Below are 21,495 nucleotides of genomic sequence, written 5' to 3' on the forward strand. Positions count from 1 at the left end.
ATTTTCTAACTACCCAACTCTCTAACTCCCAAACTCCCAAACTTCTCCGCAATGGCATCGATGCGTCGGGCAAGGCTGTGGTCGCGGGAGGTAACGGTGTTTCCGGCATCGTGTGTGGTGAGTTCGATGTTCACTTTGTTGTACACATTGCTCCACCACGGATGATGATTCATATCTTCCGCTGCTTCAGCCACCTCGTTCATAAACGCCATGGCTTGTTTAAAATCTTTAAACGTAAACTGCCGCTTTAACTTGTTGTCTTCTTCTGTCCACATAAAATGTACCGTTCCTGTTCTGTCTTTTCGGTTATAAAATACTGCTGCTCCTGCCACCACAGCCACTGCTCCTTTGTCTGAACTGTGATTTGTGTGATTTTAATGATTCAACTGATTTTTTTGTCTGAACACGATTAAATGATTTAAGGATAAACAGGATTTCTTGTCTGAATCAGGATTTTCAGGATTAGGTTTGTTTGTAGTCCGTGCAGGAGACGCGAGCATCGCGTCTCTACAGCTAAACCCTTAACCTTTCTACCTCTCTGTTACAGGGTTGAAGATTTTCAACCCCTACAAAATAACTACCTTTCTACCTTTCTACCTTTCTAACTCTCAAACTCCCAAACTCCCAAACTCCTAAACTCCCAAACTCTCTAACTCATAAACTTTCTAACTTCCATGCCCTCCCTATTAACTAATAACGAACAACCAATAACTAAAACAAAACAAGCATAAAAGAGCAGGCGTATAGGTTAAGGCTGCAACAGCGGCTAAGTACCATCTAAAACTATGAAAACTATGGATAACAAACCAGAATCTTTACCACCACAGGAACAGGATGTTCAGCCGGGCAAGGAAACCGAGATGAACCCGAAGCCCGAGATTATCCGGGACTCCTACAAAGGCAGTGATAAACTGAAAGGAAAAGTGGCGCTGATAACAGGAGGTGACAGTGGCATAGGTCGTGCCGTTGCTGTTCATTTCGCCCGCGAAGGGGCCGATGTAGCTATCGTCTACCTGAACGAAGACAAAGACGCCCGCGACACCAAAGCGCTGGTGGAGAAGGAAGGGCGCAAATGCCTGCTGCTTGCCGGCGACATAGGCGATGAAGCATTTTGTAAAGAAGCCGTGCAGAAAACGGTGAAGGAACTGGGCAAGCTGGATGTGCTGGTAAATAATGCTGCCGAGCAGCACGAGCAGAAAGATTTGCGGGATATAAGCAAAGAGCAGCTGCAACGCACGTTCCAGACAAATATTTTCTCCTTCTTTTACATGACCAAAGCCGCCCTGGAGCACCTGAAAGAGGGAAGCGCTATCGTGAACAGTACCTCTGTAACTTCCTACCGGGGCAGTCATCACCTGATGGATTATGCTTCTACAAAAGGCTCTATCACGGCCTTTACCCGCTCCCTGTCAGCTAACCTGGCCGATAAAAAAATAAGAGTAAACGCTGTAGCGCCAGGCCCTATCTGGACACCGCTTATTCCGGCTTCTTTTGATAAGAAGAAGGTAAAAGAGTTTGGCCAAAATGTGCCGCTGAAGCGTCCGGGACAGCCATCGGAGGTGGCGCCGGCCTATGTATTCCTGGCCAGCGACGATGCCTCTTATATTACCGGGCAGATCATCCATGTGAACGGTGGCGAACAGGTAGGCTCGTAAAAGAGCTAAACCATAAGCAGCTGTTTTAAGTAAAAGATTTATATGCTGTCGCTTTTCAGAAGCCGCAGCTGTTAAATTGAAATGACTATGGAAAATCAAAAAGGAGCTAACGCACCACAGGACCAGCCGCACAAAGGCAAAGGCCCCCACGACAGACCTGTGCGTGTCATAGAAGACGATACTTCAGAGCAGGAAATGCGTGCAGGGCATAGAATCCCGGATGCTGACCCACCAAAAAATGAAAATCAGCGCGGTGGCTTCGGCAACCGCGATGGCAAAGAAGGCTATGGCAGCGATACTGCCGGCCAGGGTCCATCGGCCACAGGCGTTAACGATTTCGCCGACGATGGCGTACAGCCACCCGATAATATGCGTACCGAAGGGGAAGGCAGAGGCTCGTGAAGTGGTACTAAAGAATAATTTTAGGCGCTGGAGCAGCATTTTAGTAATGCGAGGTTTCAGGCCATTGTTTAACTATAAAGAAAGAGGAGGTAATTATGCCATCATATAAGCATACGAAGCCCAGTAGTGAGAACGAGGGCAGACCAAGCGGAAGAGGACAGGACAAAGCCGCTGGCGGAAAACCAGTAGATCCGGGCCAGCAGACCCGTGCGGAGCACGAAGAACTGGAGGATAAGTACACTACCGGACCTGATGAGACAGGGGAAAACGTTCGGATGAGTCACCCGAACCGTAACCTGAATAAACCTGATATAGATAAGGGTAAGTATAATTAATAAATAATTAGCTATATTTAGCAGAAATAGCACCGGACTAACCGGTGCTATTTCTGTGTATAGTGCAGCGCACTTAAGTGCTGTTGCCCCTGGAGAAGCGCTAATTAACCTTTATGGCCCGCTACGCCTTAACCGACATTCATGGCTGTGTCCTGACCCTGAAAGCCCTGGTGCTGGATCTGTTAAATCTTCAGAAAGAAGACGAGCTTTATATTTTAGGCGATCTCGTAAACAAAGGCCCGGACAGCAAAGGGGTGATCGACTTTATCATGCACCTGCAAAAGCAGCACTACCAGGTGTTTTGCCTGCGCGGCAACCACGACCAGATGCTGGTTACGGCTGCCAAAGCCGGCGACTGCGCCGTAAAGCTTAGCAACACCGAAAAAGAACTGACCCTAAGCAGTTTCGACATCAAAGATTTCCGGCACCTCCCCGACAAATACCTGCACTTCCTGCAGGACCTGCCCTTTTACCTGGAGCTGCCCGACTACTTCCTGGTGCACGCCGGCTTCGATTTCAGGCAGGACGACATCTTCCGCGACACCGATGCTATGCTCAACATCCGGAACTACAAGCCCGACCGGAAAAAACTTTCAGATAAATACCTGCTGCATGGCCACACGCCTCAACCGCTGCACGCCATTAAAAAAGCCATTTCGCATAACGACATTCGCATGAACCTGGATGCGGGCTGTGCTTACTACAAAAATGCCCCCCTCGGCAATCTGGTCGCCCTGGACCTGGATAGTTTTGAGCTGTTTATCCAGAACAACCTGGACCGGCCTTACCCGGTGAGGAGGAAGAGTTAGAATCAGAAACACAATTCAGATCTTTAACACAACATTTACCCGGTTGTTTCTGCACCAGTCACTACACCTGTTTAAGTTATTTCTCCTCGGCTGTACATGCCACCATTCTCGCTGCTCCTCATTTTTATTATAGAAATTCTGTAACACCTGTAGTCTGTCAGCAAATCTTTCCATTGTCCTTAAGTGAAGCTTAATATTAGGTATAGTAAAGGGTTTATTGACAGGTATATATCATGAATTTATCTTTTTTGTGTAGTTTGAGATATTTAAATATTACAAAAATATAATTGTAACATTGTTTGTATTTGGAAAATAAATTTTACATTTACAACAATATAAATATTAAAAGAATGTTATTGTTTAATAGCAATAATAAATTATAATATTTTTATACAATAGTTGGTGCAGTATTAAGGCAAATATTTGGCATGCGTTAACATAAGTTAGGGTTTGAAAGACTTTGCTTGTGCTTCACAATTCCTAAGAAGCGATAATAATGATGTTAACTGTAACTGGGGATGGTTTGAGCCAAGTACTGATTATTGGTTTGAATAGGAAAATAATTAGTTTTGGTTGATTTGAAAAAAAGCTTTCAAAATCAGAAGGACTTGATAGTATATAATAAAATTTTAAATATAAATAGTAATCTTTTAATTTTTAGCCAAAATGTTATGAAGCAATGTTACTCAGTTTGCAAAACTATGCCTTTGCACCCAGCATGGTTTGATTCCCACAAGCTTCTCTGCGCTTTCCTGGTTCTGGTCTTTTTCTTTTTTGGGATGAAGATCAGCTATGGGCAGGTAAACGATAACCAGCCCTGGACCCTGCATAGTACAAGCGGAAAAGTGAGCGTGTATTACACATTCTCCAAATGTGAACAGCAGGATGTTGTGCTGATTAAGTTCAGCAATGCGGGCAATAAGCCTGTAGAAGTTTCCTGGAAAGAAAAGCTCTCTTTGAGGGGCAAGGATATACAGATAAATAACAGCGCATCTAAAACACTGCTGCTCGCACCGGGAGAAACAGTTGCTAAAGATTGTGCTGATGGTTCTTCTGTTCTTGTTACGCCAGCCTATCAATATGTGTCGCTGCTAAGACCCGGGCTGACCAGGTTCGAAATCTATGATCTTGTAGTTGTTGAACAGAAATAAAGAATGTGTATATGAAAAGAAGAATTCTACTCTTACTCCTCTGCTTGTTTGCTGTAACAGGCAGCTTCCAGGCCTTTGCTCAAAAGAGCGTGTATTTGCGCACCAATACCTGCGGTGCCTTCTGGAACTCCAGCGGAAATGAAAAAGCCCTGAATGCCGTGCTTGGGGAAGGAAACTGGCAATACAAGTACTTCGAAACAGTTGATGTGGCCTCTCTGTTAACCAAAGATATCGACTTTCTTTTTATAGAAGGAAGCAACTGCGGCACAGAAGAAATGGTTGCTTTCCTGGATAATCACCGCGCTGCAATCGAAAATTGGGTGAGCGAAGGAGGTAACCTGCTTCTAAACGCTGCACCAAACGAAGGACCCGATCTGATACAAGTTGGCTTTGGCGATCTACTGCTGACGTGGGTTGGGGATGGTTCTTTCGGTGCCTTTGGAGAAAGTGCTAATCCAAATCACCCTATGTTTAAAGGTCCGCTTACACCAACAGGAAGCGTGTGGAGCGGTGGTGCTTTTGCCCATTTCCAGGTTTTTGGTTCAGATCTCTCCAGTGTTATTAAAGACGCTGAATCCGCCGAAGTATACCTGGCTGAAAAAGAATGGGGAAATGGATCAGTGATGGTTGGCGGTCTGACGTTAGCTTATTTCCAGGAGGAGTTCAAGGCATGGGCACCTATACAGGAAGTATCAAACATTCACAAGAACCTGATTTCTTACATGGCGAGAGGTCGCAAAGGCTCCGAAACATCCGAAGAGCCTGTTACCGAAGTGCCTGCTGAAGAGGAAGAGATATCAGCTGTGGTTATAGAGGCACTCACTAATAATTCTTTCTGTCAGGGAACAGAAGTAAGTGTGCCATTTACTGCCACCGGTACTTTTAATACCGGTAATACATTTTCAGTTCAGCTTTCTGACGCTTCAGGAAATTTTAGCTCCTTTACCACCATCGGAACCGTAGTGGGTACAGGATCTGGCGAAATAAAAGTAACAGTTCCTGCTAATCTCTCTTTTGGAACAAACTATCGCATTAGAGTGGTAGCAAGTAGTCCTGAAATTGCTTCAGAAAGTTATGCTGTTGTTATTAATCCATTGCCTGCCATTACTGCTCCTGCTGCTTTAACTGTTAACTGCACTCCTGGCTTATGTGGTGCTACAGGTGTAGCGCTTGGTGTGCCTTTCATAACACAAAATTGTGTTGCAAGTCTTGTAAATGATGCTCCAGCCACTTTCCCTATTGGCACAACGGTAGTTACCTGGACACTGACAGATGTAGCCGGTAATAAGGCAACTGCCACACAAGAGGTGACTGTTATCGGTGCTATTCCTGTTCCGGCAATAAGTGGTGTTTCTTCTGAGGGTGTTTATGTGGCAGGCGGAGAGAAAGTATTTTACCTGGGCTATGGCGATAGCCAGGTTACACTAACTGCTTCTAACAGTACGTCTGCGCCTGCTGCTACTACCTACGAGTGGTCGTCTGCAGCTGGATTAAGTAACACAACGGGGGCGAGTACAGTGGTTCAGCCAACAGCCGGTGGTGTATATACTGTTTCTGTAACAGCTACTAATGAGTTCGGTTGTAAAGCTACTACCTCTGTAACAATTACTGTGGTAGATGTACGTTGCGGCAATAAGAATGATAAAGTGCTTGTGTGTCACAAAGGACAGGAAATATGTGTTGCACCAAGTGCTGTTCAGGCGCATCTTGACCACGGCTGTTCCCTGGGGTCATGCAATGGCGGTGAAGCAACTGCAACAGCAGCATCTAAAGTAACAGGTCTGCAGACAGAGGCTACCAGTCTGGTTGTATATCCAAACCCATTCAACGAATCTGCTACCATAGGTTTTACCTTAAAGCAAGCTGGCAGTTACCGTCTGGAGCTAATGGATGTTAAAGGAGCCCTGGTGAAGGAAATTGCTGCCGGCGAAGGCTTGGCAGGATCTTCCTACAACTATCAATTAGGAAATAGTAAATTGCTGGAAGGCATTTATGTGGTTCGTATTGTAACTCCTGGTGAGGTTAAAACAATGAAGGTAATCTATAAGAAATAACTTTCATTTAACAGTAAAATAGCAAGGAGGCTGCCCGGTAATTCTGGCAGCCTCTTTTGTTTTACCATTTTTTGTATGCCTGCCAAAACTGACTGTGTGGTAGTTGCAAGAGTAGTGATTAAATGATTTACTCCTTTTTATCTGATTAGACAGAGTGCGTGCTTGCATTTCCTTTTTTTTCGCAATGTCTGATGTTGATAAGAACTTGCAGGTGGTTGAATAATATTGCGAATGTTTTATATTAAACATTATTAAGATATGTTTTTTGTGAAATAAAAATAAATAATAGTAAAATATTATTATTTTAGTTCTTGTTTTTAAGGCTTGTGTTCAGCAAGATGAAAAAGTATGGTTAAAGTGCAAGGCTGTTGTAAGCTGAAAAAATACCTGAAAGTAGGTATAGCTAATAACTCTGCCTCAATTTATATTTGCTTGAAAATCAGTGTAGTTAAAAAAAGCTCTTTTTTTTAAAAAAATTTAAGGTTTTTTGAAATTATTTACCTCCTTCGGTTGTCTATGATGAAGCTATTATAAAACTTAATATTCAAAAAACGCTATGGAGCAACTGTTTACTGTTATTGAAATCTTTAAATTTTGGCTGAAAAGTTATTTTGGTCAGAAAAAATCGAAAAAGTATTCTTTTGTTTTTGTTTAAATCATTATTTATTTAATACTTTTGTAAGATTTTAAGAATCTTCTCCGGAAAATCATCATTCATTAATTTTTAGCCATGTTAAAAACTTTTACGCCAAATTTAAAAAAGCTGCTGGTACCGCTTGCGGTACAGTGTATGCTTTTCGTATGTGTCGTAGCCACCGGCTATGGGCAGGGACGGGAAACAATTTTCCAGGAATCATTTGGGATTGGTGCTGTGCCAAGCGCACTTGCCGATTATACAGATTACACACATAATACGAGTGCAGCTATCTCTGGAACAGCATCAATAAAAGGAGATAGCCCCAGTGATTATTCAGGTGCGTCAGCAGGTAATAATGCTGACTTTACCAAAAATCAAGATTTAATAATCTCAGGCTTAAACACAGAAGGTTATTCAACTGTAGATTTAGCTTTTGGTGTATTTCGCACAACAGGTGCAGCACTTACTGTAGAGTATCGTATTGGCACCGGATCATGGGTTGCTGTACCTTCTCTTGCTGTGTCAGGTGCAGCAGGTTGGACTTATCTAAACAGCCAGGACAATCCTTTCCCAAAAGTAGCAAACTGGAGTCTGCGATTTTCACATACAGGAAGCAGGGGTACTCTTAAAATAGATGATATAAATCTCTCAGGTGGGATATCCACGCCAACCATTACAAACATAGCGCCTCAAGTAGGGGGAATTGGAACAGAAGTGACTGTAAGTGGCTATAATCTGGAGAGTGTTTTTGAAATATATTTTGTTGATCCTGCAAAATCTGCTTATGCTTATGATGTAACTTCTACTTCATTTAAGTTTAGGGTTCCAGCAGGTGCAAGCACATCTATGCTTGAATTTTATGATGCTACTGCCGAAGTGCTTCTGGCAGTAAGTAGCGAACCATTTGAAGTTATCATCCCGACTATTACTATAATCGATCCGATACAAGCTACTCCCGGAACTTTAATTACAATTACTGGTACAAACCTGGAAGCGGCAAATACTATTATATTTGGCGGAGCTGGTAATGCGTCTCCTGCTTCTGTCCCAACGGCTACTCAGGTTCAGGTAGTAGTTCCAGCAAATGCTGAATCTGGTAGAGTTGATGTAGTAACAAGTAATTACGGTACAGCTTATAGCTCGCAAAATTTTACGGTACTTAAGCCTTCTATTACCAGAATAGAAAACGCATCAGGTACAACTATCACAAGTGCAAGAGAAGGTGCCTCTATAACAATAGTAGGTACAAGGCTAAATATAGGAGGTACACCAACAGTGGTGTTTGGTGGAGGAATAGCAGCGAGTGTAACCTCTGTTAGTGAAACAAAAGTAGTTGTAACAGTTCCAGCTGGTGCACAAACAGGTTCAATAAGTCTGACAACAACTGAAAGCTCTGCCACTTCTGCATCGTTCACCATTATCAAACCTTCTATCACAATAACAGGAACACCTCTGGCTGCTTTCCAGTCTGTTGAAAATACTGCCTCTGCTGTACAGCAATATACTGTTTCCGGTACGAACCTGACAGGTGGTATTACTGTATCGGCTCCTGCTCATTTCCAGATATCAACTGATAATGTAAATTTTGGTCAGACTGCATCTCTGTTCCTGCAACCTGGTGGTAATGCTTCCGGTACGGTATATGTAAGATATTTGCCAACCGCAGTAGGTTCACACACTGGATTTATTGTACATGAGTCATCTGGAATTTCTGAAAGTGTTCAGGTGCAAGGAACTGCAACTGAGGCGTCACTTGCTATTACAAGTGTGAACCCAACAAGTGCCAAGTTAAATCAGACCATCACTATTAATGGTACTAAACTTAATGTAGGCGGTAACCCGGTTGTAACATTTACAGGTGGAGCAACTGGTACAGTAATCAGCGCAAGTGCAACAGCTATTGATGTGAGAGTTCCAACTGCGGCTCAGACAGGACCTATAACAGTTACTACAAGCGAGGGCACGGCTACATCAGCTAGCTTCACAGTGTTAAGTCCTGTAGTAACTATCACTCAATCTTTAAGCCCTTTTAGCACTGTTGCAGGTAAAACAACAGCATCACAACAGTATACTGTAAGAGGTACAAACATTGCAACAAACCTTACTATTACGGCCCCTGCAAATTTCGAGGTATCGGTTAACAATTTTACCTTCTCCTCTTCTGTAACTATGTTGCCATCAGCTGTGGAAAATACAAACAAAGCAATATATGTAAGATACAAGCCGACTGCAGTAGGAAACCACAGCGGAAACTTAGTACACACTACAGAAGGCGCAACCGAAAGCTTTGCAATCTCCGGTACAGCAGTTGAACCGCTTAGCATCACAAGCTTATCACCAAATAACGGTGCAGTAGGTGCAACGGTACAAATCAACGGTTACAGACTGAATCAGGGTGGTACACCAACAGTAGTATTTGGCGGAGGAGTAGCGGCAACAGTTTCTTCTGCAACTGCAACGGCTGTTATTGTAACAGTTCCTGCCGGAGCACAAACCGGTGCCATCAGCCTGACTACAACAGAAGGTACTGTAACTTCAGGTACATTTACGGTAACGCCAACGCTTAATGTATCTGGTACATTAACCAGCTTTAGCACAACGGTAGGCGAGGCTTCAGCAGTACAGAACTATTCTATTTCTGGTACAAACTTTACAGATAAAGTAACAGTTAGTGCACCATTAAACTTCCAGGTGTCCTTGAGCTCTGACGGTGGTTTTGGTACATCAGTAGATGTTATACCTGGTGCAGACGGAAGCATTCCGGCAACACCAATCTATGTAAGATATTACGCTACTACTGCAGGTTCACATTCTGGTAATATAACCAATGCATCTGCCGGAGTTTCTACAGTAAACGTAGCAGTGCAAGGCGAAGCTACTCCTCCTGAGGGTGCTCCACTTCCAGTAGAACTTGCCTCTTTCACCTACGTGCAGCAGCAGGACGGTGTGCTGTTAGAGTGGAAAACAGCTTCTGAGAAAGACAACTCGCACTTCGATGTTGAAATGTCCTATGACCCGACCAGCGGCTTTGAGAAAATCGGACGCGTAGACAGCAAAGTGGTTAACAGTGCAACACTTACAAAATACCAGTACAAGCACAGCTACACCACAGGCGGCACACGCTACTACAGATTAAAGCAGGTTGACCTGGATGGCACTTCTGAGTATAGCAACGTGCTGGCAGTGGAGTCTGTAGTACAGGTAGTGGAGTCCGTAACGGTTGCTCCGAACCCGATCAACTATAACTCCAAAGTATTTGTTACAGCGCTAAGCGAAGGAAAAGCAGTAGTTCGTTTATACAGCCTGGAAGGCAAGCAGATCTACACCAGAGAAGCGGCCGTTCGTAAAGGTGAAAACGAAATACAGCTGCCGGTATACGACCTGTTAACAAAAGGAGTATATATGCTGACAGTAGAATTAAACGGTACTGTACATAAAGTGAAAGTGCTGAAGCAATAGTCTCTTTAGAAAGTACGAATACTTAACAAAGCCCGGTAGCCCGTCTGCCGGGCTTTGTTGTTTTCTGAGGATTCTTTTCCGTCAGGATATACTGCTGCCCCAGTCACCAGACCCACTGTTCTCTTGCATCTTTTCAAATCAATCATTTCCCCGAAATTCTTCAGGATCTTCGACATTACTCCTGTCAGCGGTTCAAACAAGTTTGCTGCTGCTGTCACCACAGCCTCTGCTCCTGCAGGAAACATCTTTGGATTCCTTTTAATCAATGTAGAACCCGAAGAGCAGGAAAAGGCTTGTGTATCAACAAACCGGAATACACGGCGGCAACGTATATTGACCCGCGAAACATTGGTTTATTCAGGTGCATACCTTAATTTTGAACTTTCATCACAAGCAACTGTAGCAATGCAAAAAGATTTAGCCATTTTTGACCTGATCGCAAAAGAAAAGGCACGCCAGACACATGGCATCGAACTGATAGCATCTGAAAACTTCGTATCGGGCCAGGTGATGCAGGCCATGGGCAGCGAAATGACAAACAAGTATGCCGAAGGCCTTCCGGGCAAACGCTACTATGGTGGTTGTGAAATTGTTGACCAGTCGGAGCAACTGGCCATCGACCGTGCCAAAGAACTTTTTGGTGCCGAATGGGCAAATGTACAGCCGCACTCAGGCGCGCAGGCAAACGCTGCCGTTATGCTGGCCGTGCTGCAGCCGGGCGATAAAATCCTGGGTTTCGACTTGTCACACGGTGGGCACCTGACGCACGGTTCGCCGGTAAACTTCTCGGGTAAACTGTACCAGCCTACGTTTTATGGGGTAGAGCAGGAAACTGGCCGCATCGATTTCGATAAGGTAGTAGAAACAGCACGCCGCGAGAAACCAAAACTGATCATCTGCGGTGCATCTGCCTACTCCCGCGACTGGGATTATAAAAAACTGCGCGAAGCTGCCGACGAAGTAGGAGCGCTTTTAATGGCCGATATTTCGCACCCATCCGGTCTGATAGCGAAAGGCCTGCTGAACAATCCGTTTGAGCATTGCCACATCGTTACCACCACTACCCACAAAACCCTCCGTGGGCCAAGAGGCGGTATGATCATGCTGGGCAAAGACTTCGAAAACCCATTCGGGCTGAAAACACCAAAAGGTGAAATCAGAATGATGTCGTCGCTGCTCGATGGCGCTGTGTTCCCGGGCACACAGGGCGGACCGCTGGAGCACGTGATTGCTGCCAAAGCCGTTTCTTTCTTCGAAGCCCTGACCGACGATTACCAAAGCTATGTGGAGCAGATTCAGAAAAACGCACAGGCGATGGCCAAAGCATTTGTAGACCGTGGGTATGCGATCATCTCCGGTGGCACAGACAACCACATGATGCTGATCGACCTGCGCTCCAAAGGCTTAACCGGTAAACTGGCCGAGAACGCGCTTGTAAAAGCCGACATCACCATCAACAAAAACATGGTGCCTTTCGATGATAAGTCTCCGTTTGTGACTTCCGGTATGCGCGTAGGAACTGCTGCCATCACCACAAGAGGTTTAAAAGAAAATGACATGGAGCGCATTGTATCGCTGATAGATGATGTGCTGGCAAACCATGACAATGAAAGTAAGATCAGTGCGGTACGTGGCGAGGTAAACAACTGGCTGCAGCAGTACCCGCTTTTTGCTTACTAATAGTATCTAGTAGATTACCCTTTACATGAACAAGCCCTATATGGAAGAAGAGCAGCAGGAGATGTCCTTTGTGGATCATCTGGAGGAGTTAAGGTGGCATATTATCCGGTCTCTTGCCTCCATCCTGGTATTTTCCATTATAGCCTTTCTGGCCAAAGGGTTTGTTTTTCATGACATTATTCTGGCTCCCGCCCGCACAGACTTTTTTAGCTACAGGTTTCTGTGCGAGCTGGGAGAAAGAATAGGATCTGATGTGCTGTGCATCACAGACCTGGGCTTTACCATCCAGAGCCGCCAGATGAGCGGGCAGTTTGCCATGCATATTATGGTGTCGCTGGTGCTGGGCTTGTCCTGTGCCTTTCCGTATGCGTTCTGGGAAATTTGGCGCTTTGTGAAGCCGGGGCTTTACCCGCAGGAGCAGAAGAGTTCGCGTGGAGCCGTTTTCTTTGTGTCGATACTCTTTATCATGGGGCTGCTGTTTGGCTATTATGTGGTCTCCCCTATCTCCATTAATTTCCTGGCCGGCTACCAGGTCGATCCTACAATCCAGAACGAGTTCGACCTTTCGTCCTACATCTCTACCCTTACCACGTTGTGCCTGGCCTGCGCTTTTATGTTTGAAATGCCGGTAATCGTGTACTTCTTTACGAAGGCGGGATTGCTGTCGCCGGAGATCATGAAGCTGTACCGTCGCCACTCTATCATTGTTATTCTTGTATTGTCGGCCGTGATCACACCTCCGGATGTGATAAGCCAGTTGTTGATAGCCATGCCGTTGCTGGTGCTTTACGAAGTAAGTATCAGCGTTTCCAGATCTATTCAGAAAAGCGATTTAAAGCGACTAAACGAAAATAATACCTACTAAATTATTATGTCTTACAAAGTAGCAATTGGAGGCGACCATGCCGGTTATTCCTACAAAAATGTATTGAAAGAAGTGCTGGCAGAGCTTGGCCATGAAGTGCAGGATTTCGGACCTGATTCTGATGCCTCGGCAGATTACCCGGACCACGTACACCCACTGGCGCAAGCCGTAGAAGCAAAGAAGTTTGACTTTGGCGTGCTGGTGTGCGGCAGCGGAAACGGCGTAGCTATTACAGCCAATAAATACCCACAGATAAGAGCGGCGCTTTGCTGGCAAACTGCCCTGGCTAAACTGGCCCGTGAGCACAACGATGCCAACATTATCTGCATTCCTGCCCGGTTTTTGTCTGTAGAAGAAGCCGTAGACATGATGAAGGTGTTCCTGTCGACTGATTTTATGGGAGGACGCCACGCAGAGCGTGTACGTAAAATAACCGGCTGCTAATTTCTGCTGTAGATTTTAGCAGTTTCTCCGGTACCGGCAGGTTTGTAGTTCCCGAAAATTTCAGGAAGCTTGTACTGCAGCTCAGGCATGAGCCCTGCCTGGTCTACTATTATCTCGGGAGCTTCCGCTGTAAAGTTCTTGTAGAGTTCAAACACAGCCTGGTATTCGTTCAGGTGGCTGAAGTGCCGTTGCGAAAGGTGCCAGTCAAGATAAGGCGTAGCCAGCTTGTTATGGGCATAGTACGTAATGTCATCGCCCAGCACCAGTATGCTTTTACCTTTTACGGACGTTGCCTGCTCTTCTGGCAACACCAGGCGCGACTGGTCTATTGTAAGAACCTGGTGTAGCCCCAGCACCTGCCGGTAACGCAGCACCACTACCCCCGACAGCACCAGCAGGTAAATCAAGGTAAGTATCCAGGCTTTCAGGCGGCCGGTAAAGAGGTACTCGCCGAAGTAAGCCAGCGGCGGAAGCAGGACAACAAAAATCCACGCCGATACCTCGTTGGGCGCCACTACTACCAGCATACTTACCAGGAGCCACACCACCATCAGCTGCTGAAACTTTTCCTGGAACACCAGCCGTTGGGGCAGCGAGAATACAGAAAACAACGACAACACCAGCACCAGCGCCGGCAGTACGAGTATTTTGGCCAGGTCGAGAGGCGGAATAATAAACTCCGTTCCAAACTGCCACGACCGCAGCAGGTGCAGCTCCAGGAAACCGCCTAAGGCCCCGGTATAAAAGTAATAGCTGAAAAGTACGGCATACGGAAAAGCAAACCCACACAGCATAAGCAGAAAGCTCCGGAAGGTGCTGGAGGCAAAGAAGAACACCGCAACAGAAGCCAGCAGCAGGAAGAGTGTCAGGGGCAGGTAACTCAGCGCGGCCAGGCCCAGCATAAATCCCCCGATAAACAGGCGGCTGTTGTCGAGCCCCTCCCTCGAAACCGTAACGATGTAAGGCAGCGACAGGATAACAAAGGTATTGCCTATCAGCAGCGGCGTGAGCATGTCGAACTCAAACGTGAGGCAGCCAAAGGTAAGGTACAGCAGCGCCGGAATGTAGTTTTTGTGGCCATACACATGGAGCCTGTTCAGGATGCTGTTAAACAGGAGCGCCTGCAGTAAAAGCAGCGCAGCCGCCACCATCCGGTAAGCCAGGTAAGACCTGCCCACCAGCAAATCGATCAGCCAGTACACCATAGCCGAAAGCGGGGCCATGCTGTCATAAATGTCGCGGTACAAGGCTGCGCTGTCAGCCATCCGCTCTCCTACCAGCATAGCGTATAGCTCCGGAACAGTAGCCGGCAGATTCAGAAAAAGAAGCGGCAGCCGGATGGCAAGGTAAAGCACCACGAGCAGGATCAGTCGGGAAGGCAACAGACTTCGGAAGTAACTAATCACGTGCAGGAGGAGTTAATAACAACGATAAATTTATTTTAGAGCATGTTTAAATTCCGTCCTTTGCGCTGCAAATTGCCCGGAAAGGAACCTGACTTCATATTTTTCTCGCACCATAACGCTGCTATGCTGCTCAAAAAACATTTCGTCAGAACCCTTCCCGAACAATTTTCGCTTGCAAAAACGAAATTTAAACATACTCTTACCGGAAATGAGTAAGGTGCTTTTGGGGTAAAAATGCGAAATTAATATGATATTTGCATCTTCATATGGAAAGTAAAAGACAACAGAAATTTTCCCGCCTGATTCAGAAGGAGTTGGCGGAGATCTTTCAGCGAGAGGTTCCGCATTTATTTGAGGGAGCTTATATATCCGTGAGTGTGGTGCGTGTTTCGCCTGACCTGGGCCTGGCACGTGTGTACCTGAGCGTGATGCTGGCTAAAAACAAGGAAACCTTGTTGCTGGAGATCAGGGCAAATACCAAAACCATACGCCACCTGCTGGCGCAGCGCATTAAAAGCCAGGTGCGTGTTGTGCCGGAGCTTGTATTTTACCTCGACGACAGCGCCGAATATGCTGCACAAATCGAAAAACTTTTTTCCAACCTGGACATACCTCCTGCCGACGAAGAGGATTCTTCCGAAGAAGACGGCAAAAAAAATGACCAATAGCTTTGCACCGATAGTATGCAGTACGATCCGATAAAGCGTGTTCTTGGCGATGTATTCAACAAGACACCTTTTCTGCGCCGTGTTTTTTATAATTTGCTGGACCTGCTGTTGCTGCGTGCGTGGCACGTGCACAAAGAGCTTAACGTGTGGGCTGCCCCCCGTAAAGGCAAAGAGCAGTATATCCTCGATGCCGGTTCCGGGTTCGGGCAGTACACCTACTACCTCTCCTCCATGAGCAATAAATGGAGTATACTGGCCGTAGATGTAAAAGAAGAACAGATATCGGACAGCAACCAGTTTTTCAGGGCCATAGGGCGGCACAACGTGTTTTTTAAAATTGCCGACCTGGTGCAGCTGCGGCAGCCAAACTCCTACGATCTGATATTGTCGGTAGATGTGATGGAGCATATCGAGGAAGATGTGGCCGTGTTCCAAAATTTTTATGCCTCGCTCCGCTCTGGAGGAATGCTGGTTATCTCTACCCCGTCCGACCAGGGCGGCTCGGATGTGCACGGTGGCAGCGACACTTCGTTTATTGAAGAGCATGTGCGCGATGGCTATAACATACAGGAGATACAGGCTAAACTTCGCAAAGCAGGTTTCCGTAAAGTGGAGGCCCGTTACTCTTATGGCAAACCCGGACAGGTTTCCTGGCGTTTGTCTATGAAATATCCGTTACTGATGCTGGAGGTATCCAAACTGTTCTTCGTAGTACTACCGTTTTACTACCTGTTTACGTTCCCGGTAAGCCTGGTGCTGAACTGGATGGATGTGAATGGCAAACATGAAACCGGCACCGGACTGATTGTAAAAGCCTGGAAATAGAGCTTGGAAGTTTAGGAGTTGGGGAGTTAGAGAGTTTAGGAGTTAGAAAGTTAGAAAGGTGGTGATTTTGTAGGGGTTGAAGATTTTCAACCCTGTAACAGAAAGGTAGAGAGGTTGGGGTATGGCTGTAGAAACGCGATGCCCGCGTCTCCTGCACGAATCACAAACTAACCTAATCCTGAAAATTCTGAAATTCTGTAAATCCTGATTCAGACAAAAAATCAATTAAATCAAAAGAATCAGCGGTTCAGACAGCAGCAGAGGCTGTGGTGGCAGGTGCAGAATAAATTTTAGGAAGCGGCAGCAAAGCTTTTTCTGTTTCAAAGGATCATACATAGAGTTAGTTAATAATAAGTCAGAAGCAAACGAGACGCGGCACACGAAACAATGAATGTAGCTTTTCTGATAGCGAACCGGTATTTTTTCTCCAGGAAGAAGCGGAACATCATCAGCATTATTTCCAATATTGCGATGATTGGGGTGGCTGTCGGGTCTATGGCGCTCATTATTGTGCTCTCTGTTTTTAATGGCCTCGAAGATCTAATCCGCTCCATCTACAGCAGCTTCGATCCGGATCTTAAAATTTCTTCCGCCGAAGGCAAATCTTTTGAAACCGATACCGAATTTATGAACCGCATCCGCCGCACACCGGGTGTGGCGGTGGTATCGGAAGTGATAGAAGACAACGCGCTGCTCCGCTACAACGACCGGCAGATGGTGGTGAAGGTAAAAGGCGTAAGCGAAAACTTCTTCGATCAAAATGAAATAGATTCGGCAATTGTAGAGGGAACACATGACCTGTACCGGAACGATGAGTATTTTGCACTGGTAGGGCGCGGCGTGCAGTACCAGCTGTCCATCCGACCCTCCAACCAGTTCGTGTCGATGCAGTTCCTGTACCCCCGCAATACCAAGTTCAATCCGCTTAACCCGGAAGGCTCTTTTAACACGCTTAACATCAGGCCCGCAGGTGTGTTTGCCATAGAGCGGCAGTACGACGATGCCTATGTTTTTGTGCCGCTCAGGTTTGCCGAGGAGTTGCTGGAGTATGGCCGCCGCCGCACCTCGCTTGAAATTAAAGTAGAAAGAGGTTTTAAGATTAGCACTGTAAAGCGATCGCTGCAGGAGGTGCTGGGGCAGAACTTTAATGTGCAGGACAGCGATGAGCAGCACACGAGCCTGCTGCGTGCCGTTAAGGTAGAAAAGCTGTTCGTATTTATCACGTTTGCCTTTATCCTGCTGATAGCCTCGCTGAATATATTCTTCTCGCTCTCGATGCTCGTGATCGATAAAAAGAAAGATATTGCCATACTGGCTGCCATGGGAGCTACCGCTGCCACCATCCGGAACATTTTTCTGCTCGAAGGAGCGTTGGTGGCTTTTATCGGGGCCGCTTATGGGCTGTCGATGGGGATGCTGGTGTGTAACCTGCAGCAGACCTTCGGATTGGTGTCGATGGGCATGGCTACCTCTGTCGTGGATTCGTACCCTGTAAAGATGCAAGTTTCTGATTTCGTGATGACGGGCGTAACGATTGTTGTAATAACACTGCTTGTTTCTATCAGGCCTGCCTATCGGGCTGCTGCTATGTCTGTTACAGAAAACATATAAAATGACATTCCTCCTGGTCATGCCTTAAAAAAATGATAATAATCATCTTCAAAACTTAAAAAAGTTCTAGGAAGTCAGGCAGTTTAAGGTTATTTTTGGAACCCTTAAATTGTTTTGGCATGAAAGTATTTACCACCCAGCCTTTTCAGGTAATATATTCGCTGTTCGAGCACGAATATCTGGGTTATTTGTTTGAGTCGTTTGTAGTGCAGGAAAACAGCAAGGGGCAGCTAACTTTGCAGCACCAGAACATATCTGCAAAAAATGCCGAAGAGTTTGCCTCACGCCTGGATGCCAATGATTTTAAACTTATCCCGCTGATAGACCAGATTCAGCAGGATGCTGTTTTAAAGAAGTTCTCCACAAAAAAGTTATCTTCTACAGATTTTTTCCTGAAAGTATACGACCCCGAGAAAGGCGATAAAGCGCTGCAGGAAGAGATCGGCCGTTACATTCAGGTGCGGATGGGGAAGATACTGGAATTGCTGAAAGGCAAGATGACCTTTATTATGGGCAAAGATGGGGAGCCAACCTGGAAGCAGATTACGATGGCCCCGGAGAAAGCTACGGTACTCTTCCACTTCAGGCGTAACACCGATAACACCCATTATTTCCCTACGTTAAAATATGCCGGCGAAAAGCTGGAGTTCCAGTACCGGAATGCAGCGCTGGTATGCTACGAGCCCGCCTGGCTGTTGCTCAACGATACCATTTATGGCTTCGAAAAAGACATTGACGGTAAAAAGCTGCAGCCTTTCCTGAACAAGAAGTTTATTGTAGTGCCGCGTTCGGTGGAGGAGAACTACTACCGCAAGTTCGTGGCGCCGCTGGTCGAGTCTTTTGACGTGTATGCCAAGGGCTTTGATATTCGCTCCGAACGCTTCAAGCCCAGCCCCTGCCTTACCTTTGCAGAAATGAAAGCCGCAGATGCGCCGGCCCTACTTTCCGGTGCTTCGGGTACCGATTCAAAAGCAGAACGTGCCGTGGCCAGCGATAAAATATTGTTCGACCTTTCGTTTAAATACGGCGACTACACCATCCAGACACAGGAGGCGAAACGGGTAAGCGTTAGCATGGAGAAAACCAGCGACTCTTATGTGTTTCACCGCCTAATCCGGGATGTGAACCATGAGAAAGAATTTATAAAGGAACTTTCTAAGCGGGCACTGGAAGTTAAAAACGGCAAAGCCGTGCTGGATAAAAGTATCGCTTTTTCCTGGCTGAACAACCACCTGGCAGACCTGGAGAAGCTGGGCTTTACCGTTCGCCAGTCGGAAAAAAGCAACAAGAACTACTTTATCGGCGAGATTACCATCAGCATCGGCATAACCGAAAACAACGACTGGTTTGATGTGTATGGTACGGTGCAGTTTGGTGAGTTTGCGGTTCCTTTTATTAAACTAAAAAGCCACATCCTTACCAAAAACAACGAATTTATGCTGCCCAACGGGCAGGTTGCCATTATCCCGGAGGAATGGTTTACGCAATACATCGAGCTGTTTGCCTTTGCGGAGGGCGAGCACGCGCTTACCCTGAAGAAGCACCACATGGCGCTTGTAAACGATTTGCAGGGCGGCAACCTGGCCACCGTTACCATGAGCCGCAAACTTGAAAAGCTGCGGGAGTTCGAAGAAATAGCAGACCAGCCCCTGCCCCTGGGGTTCAGAGGCGATTTGCGCCCTTACCAGAAAGCCGGGTACAACTGGCTGCACTTTGTTAAAGACTATAAGTTTGGCGGCTGCCTCGCCGACGATATGGGCCTCGGAAAAACTGTGCAGACCCTGGCGATGCTGCAGCACCGGAAAGAAAACGGTGCTGAAAATGCCTCGCTGCTCGTTATGCCTACTTCGCTGATCTATAACTGGCTGAACGAGGCCGAGAAGTTTACCCCGGAACTGCGCATACTCAACTACACCGGTACTTATCGCGAAAAAGATGTGGAGCTGTTTGAGCAGTACGATGTAGTGCTTACCTCCTACGGCATTGTGCGCCTGGATGCAGAGCTGCTAAAAACCTACTATTTCGATTATATTATCCTGGACGAGTCGCAGGCAATCAAGAATCCGGACTCCACTACCTCCCGGTCTGTCAGGGCGCTTAAGTCACGGTACCGCCTCATCCTGACAGGTACACCGGTAGAGAACAGCACCATGGACCTGTGGTCGCAGATGGCTTTTATTAACCCGGGCTTGCTGGGCAACCAGAATTTCTTCCGCAATGAGTTCCTGAGGCCGATAGAGAAGGAAAAGGACGAGCAGAAAACCCGCAAACTGCATGCACTTATCAAACCGTTTATTCTTCGCCGGCATAAATCGCAGGTGGCAAAAGAGCTGCCCGAGAAAATAGAACATACCACCTTCTGCAGAATGACGGAAGAACAGGAGCATGCCTACGAAGAAACCAAGTCGTACTACCGCAACAAAATCCTGACGAGCCTGGAAGAGCAGGGAAAGGGAAATACGCAGTTTATGCTGTTGCAGGGTCTGACCAAGCTGCGACAGATTGCCAATCACCCCTTAATGACAGACGAGGGCTACGAAGGCGAGTCGGGCAAACTGAAAGAGGTGCTCCGCATGACGCGCAGTGTAGTAGGAGAAGGCCACAAGGTGCTGGTGTTTAGCCAGTTTGTGAAACACCTGCAGATCATAAAAAAAGTACTTGACGACAAAGGCATTACTTACGCTTACCTCGATGGCAATTCCAAAGACCGGCAGCAGCAGGTAGAGCGGTTCCAGCAGGATAAAAGCATACAGGTGTTCCTGATCTCGTTAAAAGCCGGCGGTGTAGGCCTGAACCTGACTGCTGCCGATTATGTGTTTATACTAGACCCCTGGTGGAACCCGGCCGTAGAGGCACAGGCCGTAGACAGGGCGCACCGCATCGGGCAGCAGAACAATGTATTCACCTACAAGTTTATTACAAAGGATACTGTAGAAGAAAAGATACTGGCGCTGCAAAGCCGCAAAATTCAGCTCGTAACCGATTTAATCAGCACAGACGAAACCATCATGAAAAACCTGACGAAGGACGACATTGATAACCTGCTGAGTTAAGTTGGCTTCTATTCAAAACAGGAAAAGCCGCTGCAACTAAAAAGTGCAGCGGCTTTTTTTTGCTCTTTTGGAGGAGCAGCGGCTGTGGTGGCAGCTGCTGCAAACTTTTTTCTGTGGTGCGGCTTGTAAAAAGCTAACTGCACCTGCCACCATTCCCTTTGCTGCTGCCTGTGGTTGCCGGTTTAGCAGCTTTGAGCTCACTGAACCCAAAACCTTCCTCATCCTTCCCTTCCTCCACCAGAGAAACAAATTTAAACATGCGGCTAATGAGTGTAACTATTGGGTGTTAGTTAATAATATATAGAAAACGTTATATTATAAATTTTGATTAAAATTTATGATTGTTTAAATAATCATAAAAAAATAATATAGCAACACCGTAATTGTGTATAATAATATAAAGAATTTTACTTTATGAGTTTATAATATTTTGAATAAATA

General features: G+C 46.2%; 17 protein-coding genes. 14 read left to right on the forward strand and 3 right to left on the reverse strand.

Features of this window, described 5'->3' with window-relative positions:
• Nucleotides 1–5 precede the first annotated feature (5 nt).
• Nucleotides 6–275, reverse strand: a complete 270-nt coding sequence (locus DCW36_RS07425) for a 4a-hydroxytetrahydrobiopterin dehydratase (RefSeq protein WP_114777705.1) — start codon at nt 273–275, stop codon at nt 6–8.
• Between the two features lie 510 nt (nt 276–785).
• On the opposite strand from DCW36_RS07425, the gene DCW36_RS07430 reads away from it, so the two are divergent.
• From DCW36_RS07430 to DCW36_RS07460, 7 genes are all read left to right on the forward strand, one after another.
• Nucleotides 786–1,655 (forward strand): SDR family oxidoreductase, encoded by an 870-nt coding sequence (locus DCW36_RS07430; protein WP_114777706.1) that lies wholly within the window; start codon nt 786–788, stop codon nt 1,653–1,655.
• Between the two features lie 87 nt (nt 1,656–1,742).
• Entirely contained in the window at nt 1,743–2,057 is a 315-nt protein-coding gene (locus tag DCW36_RS07435; protein WP_125185103.1) for a hypothetical protein, read from the forward strand.
• Between the two features lie 95 nt (nt 2,058–2,152).
• The gene (locus tag DCW36_RS07440) at nt 2,153–2,392 is read left to right on the forward strand and encodes a hypothetical protein (RefSeq protein ID WP_114777708.1); all 240 of its coding nucleotides are present in this window, start codon (nt 2,153–2,155) and stop codon (nt 2,390–2,392) included.
• Between the two features lie 113 nt (nt 2,393–2,505).
• Nucleotides 2,506–3,201, forward strand: coding sequence for a metallophosphoesterase (locus DCW36_RS07445; RefSeq protein ID WP_114777709.1), 696 nt, complete (start codon nt 2,506–2,508; stop codon nt 3,199–3,201).
• Nucleotides 3,202–3,770: 569 nt separating this feature from the next.
• Nucleotides 3,771–4,352, forward strand: a complete 582-nt coding sequence (locus tag DCW36_RS07450; RefSeq protein ID WP_114777710.1) for a hypothetical protein — start codon at nt 3,771–3,773, stop codon at nt 4,350–4,352.
• Between the two features lie 158 nt (nt 4,353–4,510).
• Nucleotides 4,511–6,406, forward strand: a complete 1,896-nt coding sequence (locus DCW36_RS22520) for a T9SS type A sorting domain-containing protein (RefSeq protein WP_164891054.1) — start codon at nt 4,511–4,513, stop codon at nt 6,404–6,406.
• A gap of 730 nt (nt 6,407–7,136) precedes the next feature.
• The gene (locus tag DCW36_RS07460; RefSeq protein ID WP_114777711.1) at nt 7,137–10,502 is read left to right on the forward strand and encodes an IPT/TIG domain-containing protein; all 3,366 of its coding nucleotides are present in this window, start codon (nt 7,137–7,139) and stop codon (nt 10,500–10,502) included.
• A gap of 5 nt (nt 10,503–10,507) precedes the next feature.
• Here the strand turns inward: DCW36_RS07460 and DCW36_RS07465 are convergent, their stop codons facing one another.
• Nucleotides 10,508–10,747: a hypothetical protein gene (locus tag DCW36_RS07465; protein ID WP_125185105.1), complete on the reverse strand. Its 240-nt coding sequence runs from the start codon at nt 10,745–10,747 to the stop codon at nt 10,508–10,510.
• Between the two features lie 160 nt (nt 10,748–10,907).
• Here DCW36_RS07465 and DCW36_RS07470 point away from each other — a divergent pair, with 160 nt between their 5' ends.
• Genes DCW36_RS07470 through rpiB form a run of 3 tightly spaced genes read left to right on the forward strand, consistent with a single transcriptional unit; the run spans nt 10,908 to nt 13,491 of the window.
• Nucleotides 10,908–12,182, forward strand: coding sequence for a serine hydroxymethyltransferase (locus DCW36_RS07470; protein WP_114777712.1), 1,275 nt, complete (start codon nt 10,908–10,910; stop codon nt 12,180–12,182).
• 25 nt (nt 12,183–12,207) lie between these two features.
• The gene (gene tatC / locus DCW36_RS07475) at nt 12,208–13,047 is read left to right on the forward strand and encodes a twin-arginine translocase subunit TatC (RefSeq protein ID WP_240676089.1); all 840 of its coding nucleotides are present in this window, start codon (nt 12,208–12,210) and stop codon (nt 13,045–13,047) included.
• Nucleotides 13,048–13,053: 6 nt separating this feature from the next.
• A complete protein-coding gene (gene rpiB / locus DCW36_RS07480) occupies nt 13,054–13,491 on the forward strand; it encodes a ribose 5-phosphate isomerase B (RefSeq protein ID WP_170312505.1) in 438 nt (145 codons plus the stop codon).
• Here rpiB and DCW36_RS07485 read toward each other — a convergent pair.
• Complete coding sequence (locus DCW36_RS07485; RefSeq protein WP_128396957.1) at nt 13,488–14,897, reverse strand: hypothetical protein; 1,410 nt, start codon at nt 14,895–14,897, stop codon at nt 13,488–13,490. The two genes, rpiB and DCW36_RS07485, sit on opposite strands and share 4 nt — an antisense overlap.
• Before the next feature lie 266 nt (nt 14,898–15,163).
• On the opposite strand from DCW36_RS07485, the gene rbfA reads away from it, so the two are divergent.
• The 4 genes from rbfA to DCW36_RS07505 all read left to right on the forward strand — a co-directional run bounded on the left by rbfA (nt 15,164) and on the right by DCW36_RS07505 (nt 21,054).
• Nucleotides 15,164–15,565 carry a 30S ribosome-binding factor RbfA gene (rbfA, locus tag DCW36_RS07490; protein WP_114777715.1) on the forward strand — a complete coding sequence of 134 codons (402 nt, stop codon included), beginning with the start codon at nt 15,164–15,166 and terminating at the stop codon, nt 15,563–15,565.
• Between the two features lie 15 nt (nt 15,566–15,580).
• On the forward strand, nt 15,581–16,390 hold the full coding sequence (locus DCW36_RS07495; protein ID WP_114777716.1) for a class I SAM-dependent methyltransferase: 810 nt from the start codon (nt 15,581–15,583) through the stop codon (nt 16,388–16,390).
• Between the two features lie 387 nt (nt 16,391–16,777).
• Nucleotides 16,778–18,001 carry an ABC transporter permease gene (locus DCW36_RS07500; protein WP_114777717.1) on the forward strand — a complete coding sequence of 408 codons (1,224 nt, stop codon included), beginning with the start codon at nt 16,778–16,780 and terminating at the stop codon, nt 17,999–18,001.
• Between the two features lie 119 nt (nt 18,002–18,120).
• The gene (locus tag DCW36_RS07505) at nt 18,121–21,054 is read left to right on the forward strand and encodes a DEAD/DEAH box helicase (protein WP_114777718.1); all 2,934 of its coding nucleotides are present in this window, start codon (nt 18,121–18,123) and stop codon (nt 21,052–21,054) included.
• Nucleotides 21,055–21,495 lie beyond the last annotated feature (441 nt).

Source organism: Botryobacter ruber, from assembly GCF_003347595.2.
Classification (GTDB): Bacteria; Bacteroidota; Bacteroidia; order Cytophagales; family Hymenobacteraceae; genus Pontibacter; species Pontibacter ruber_A.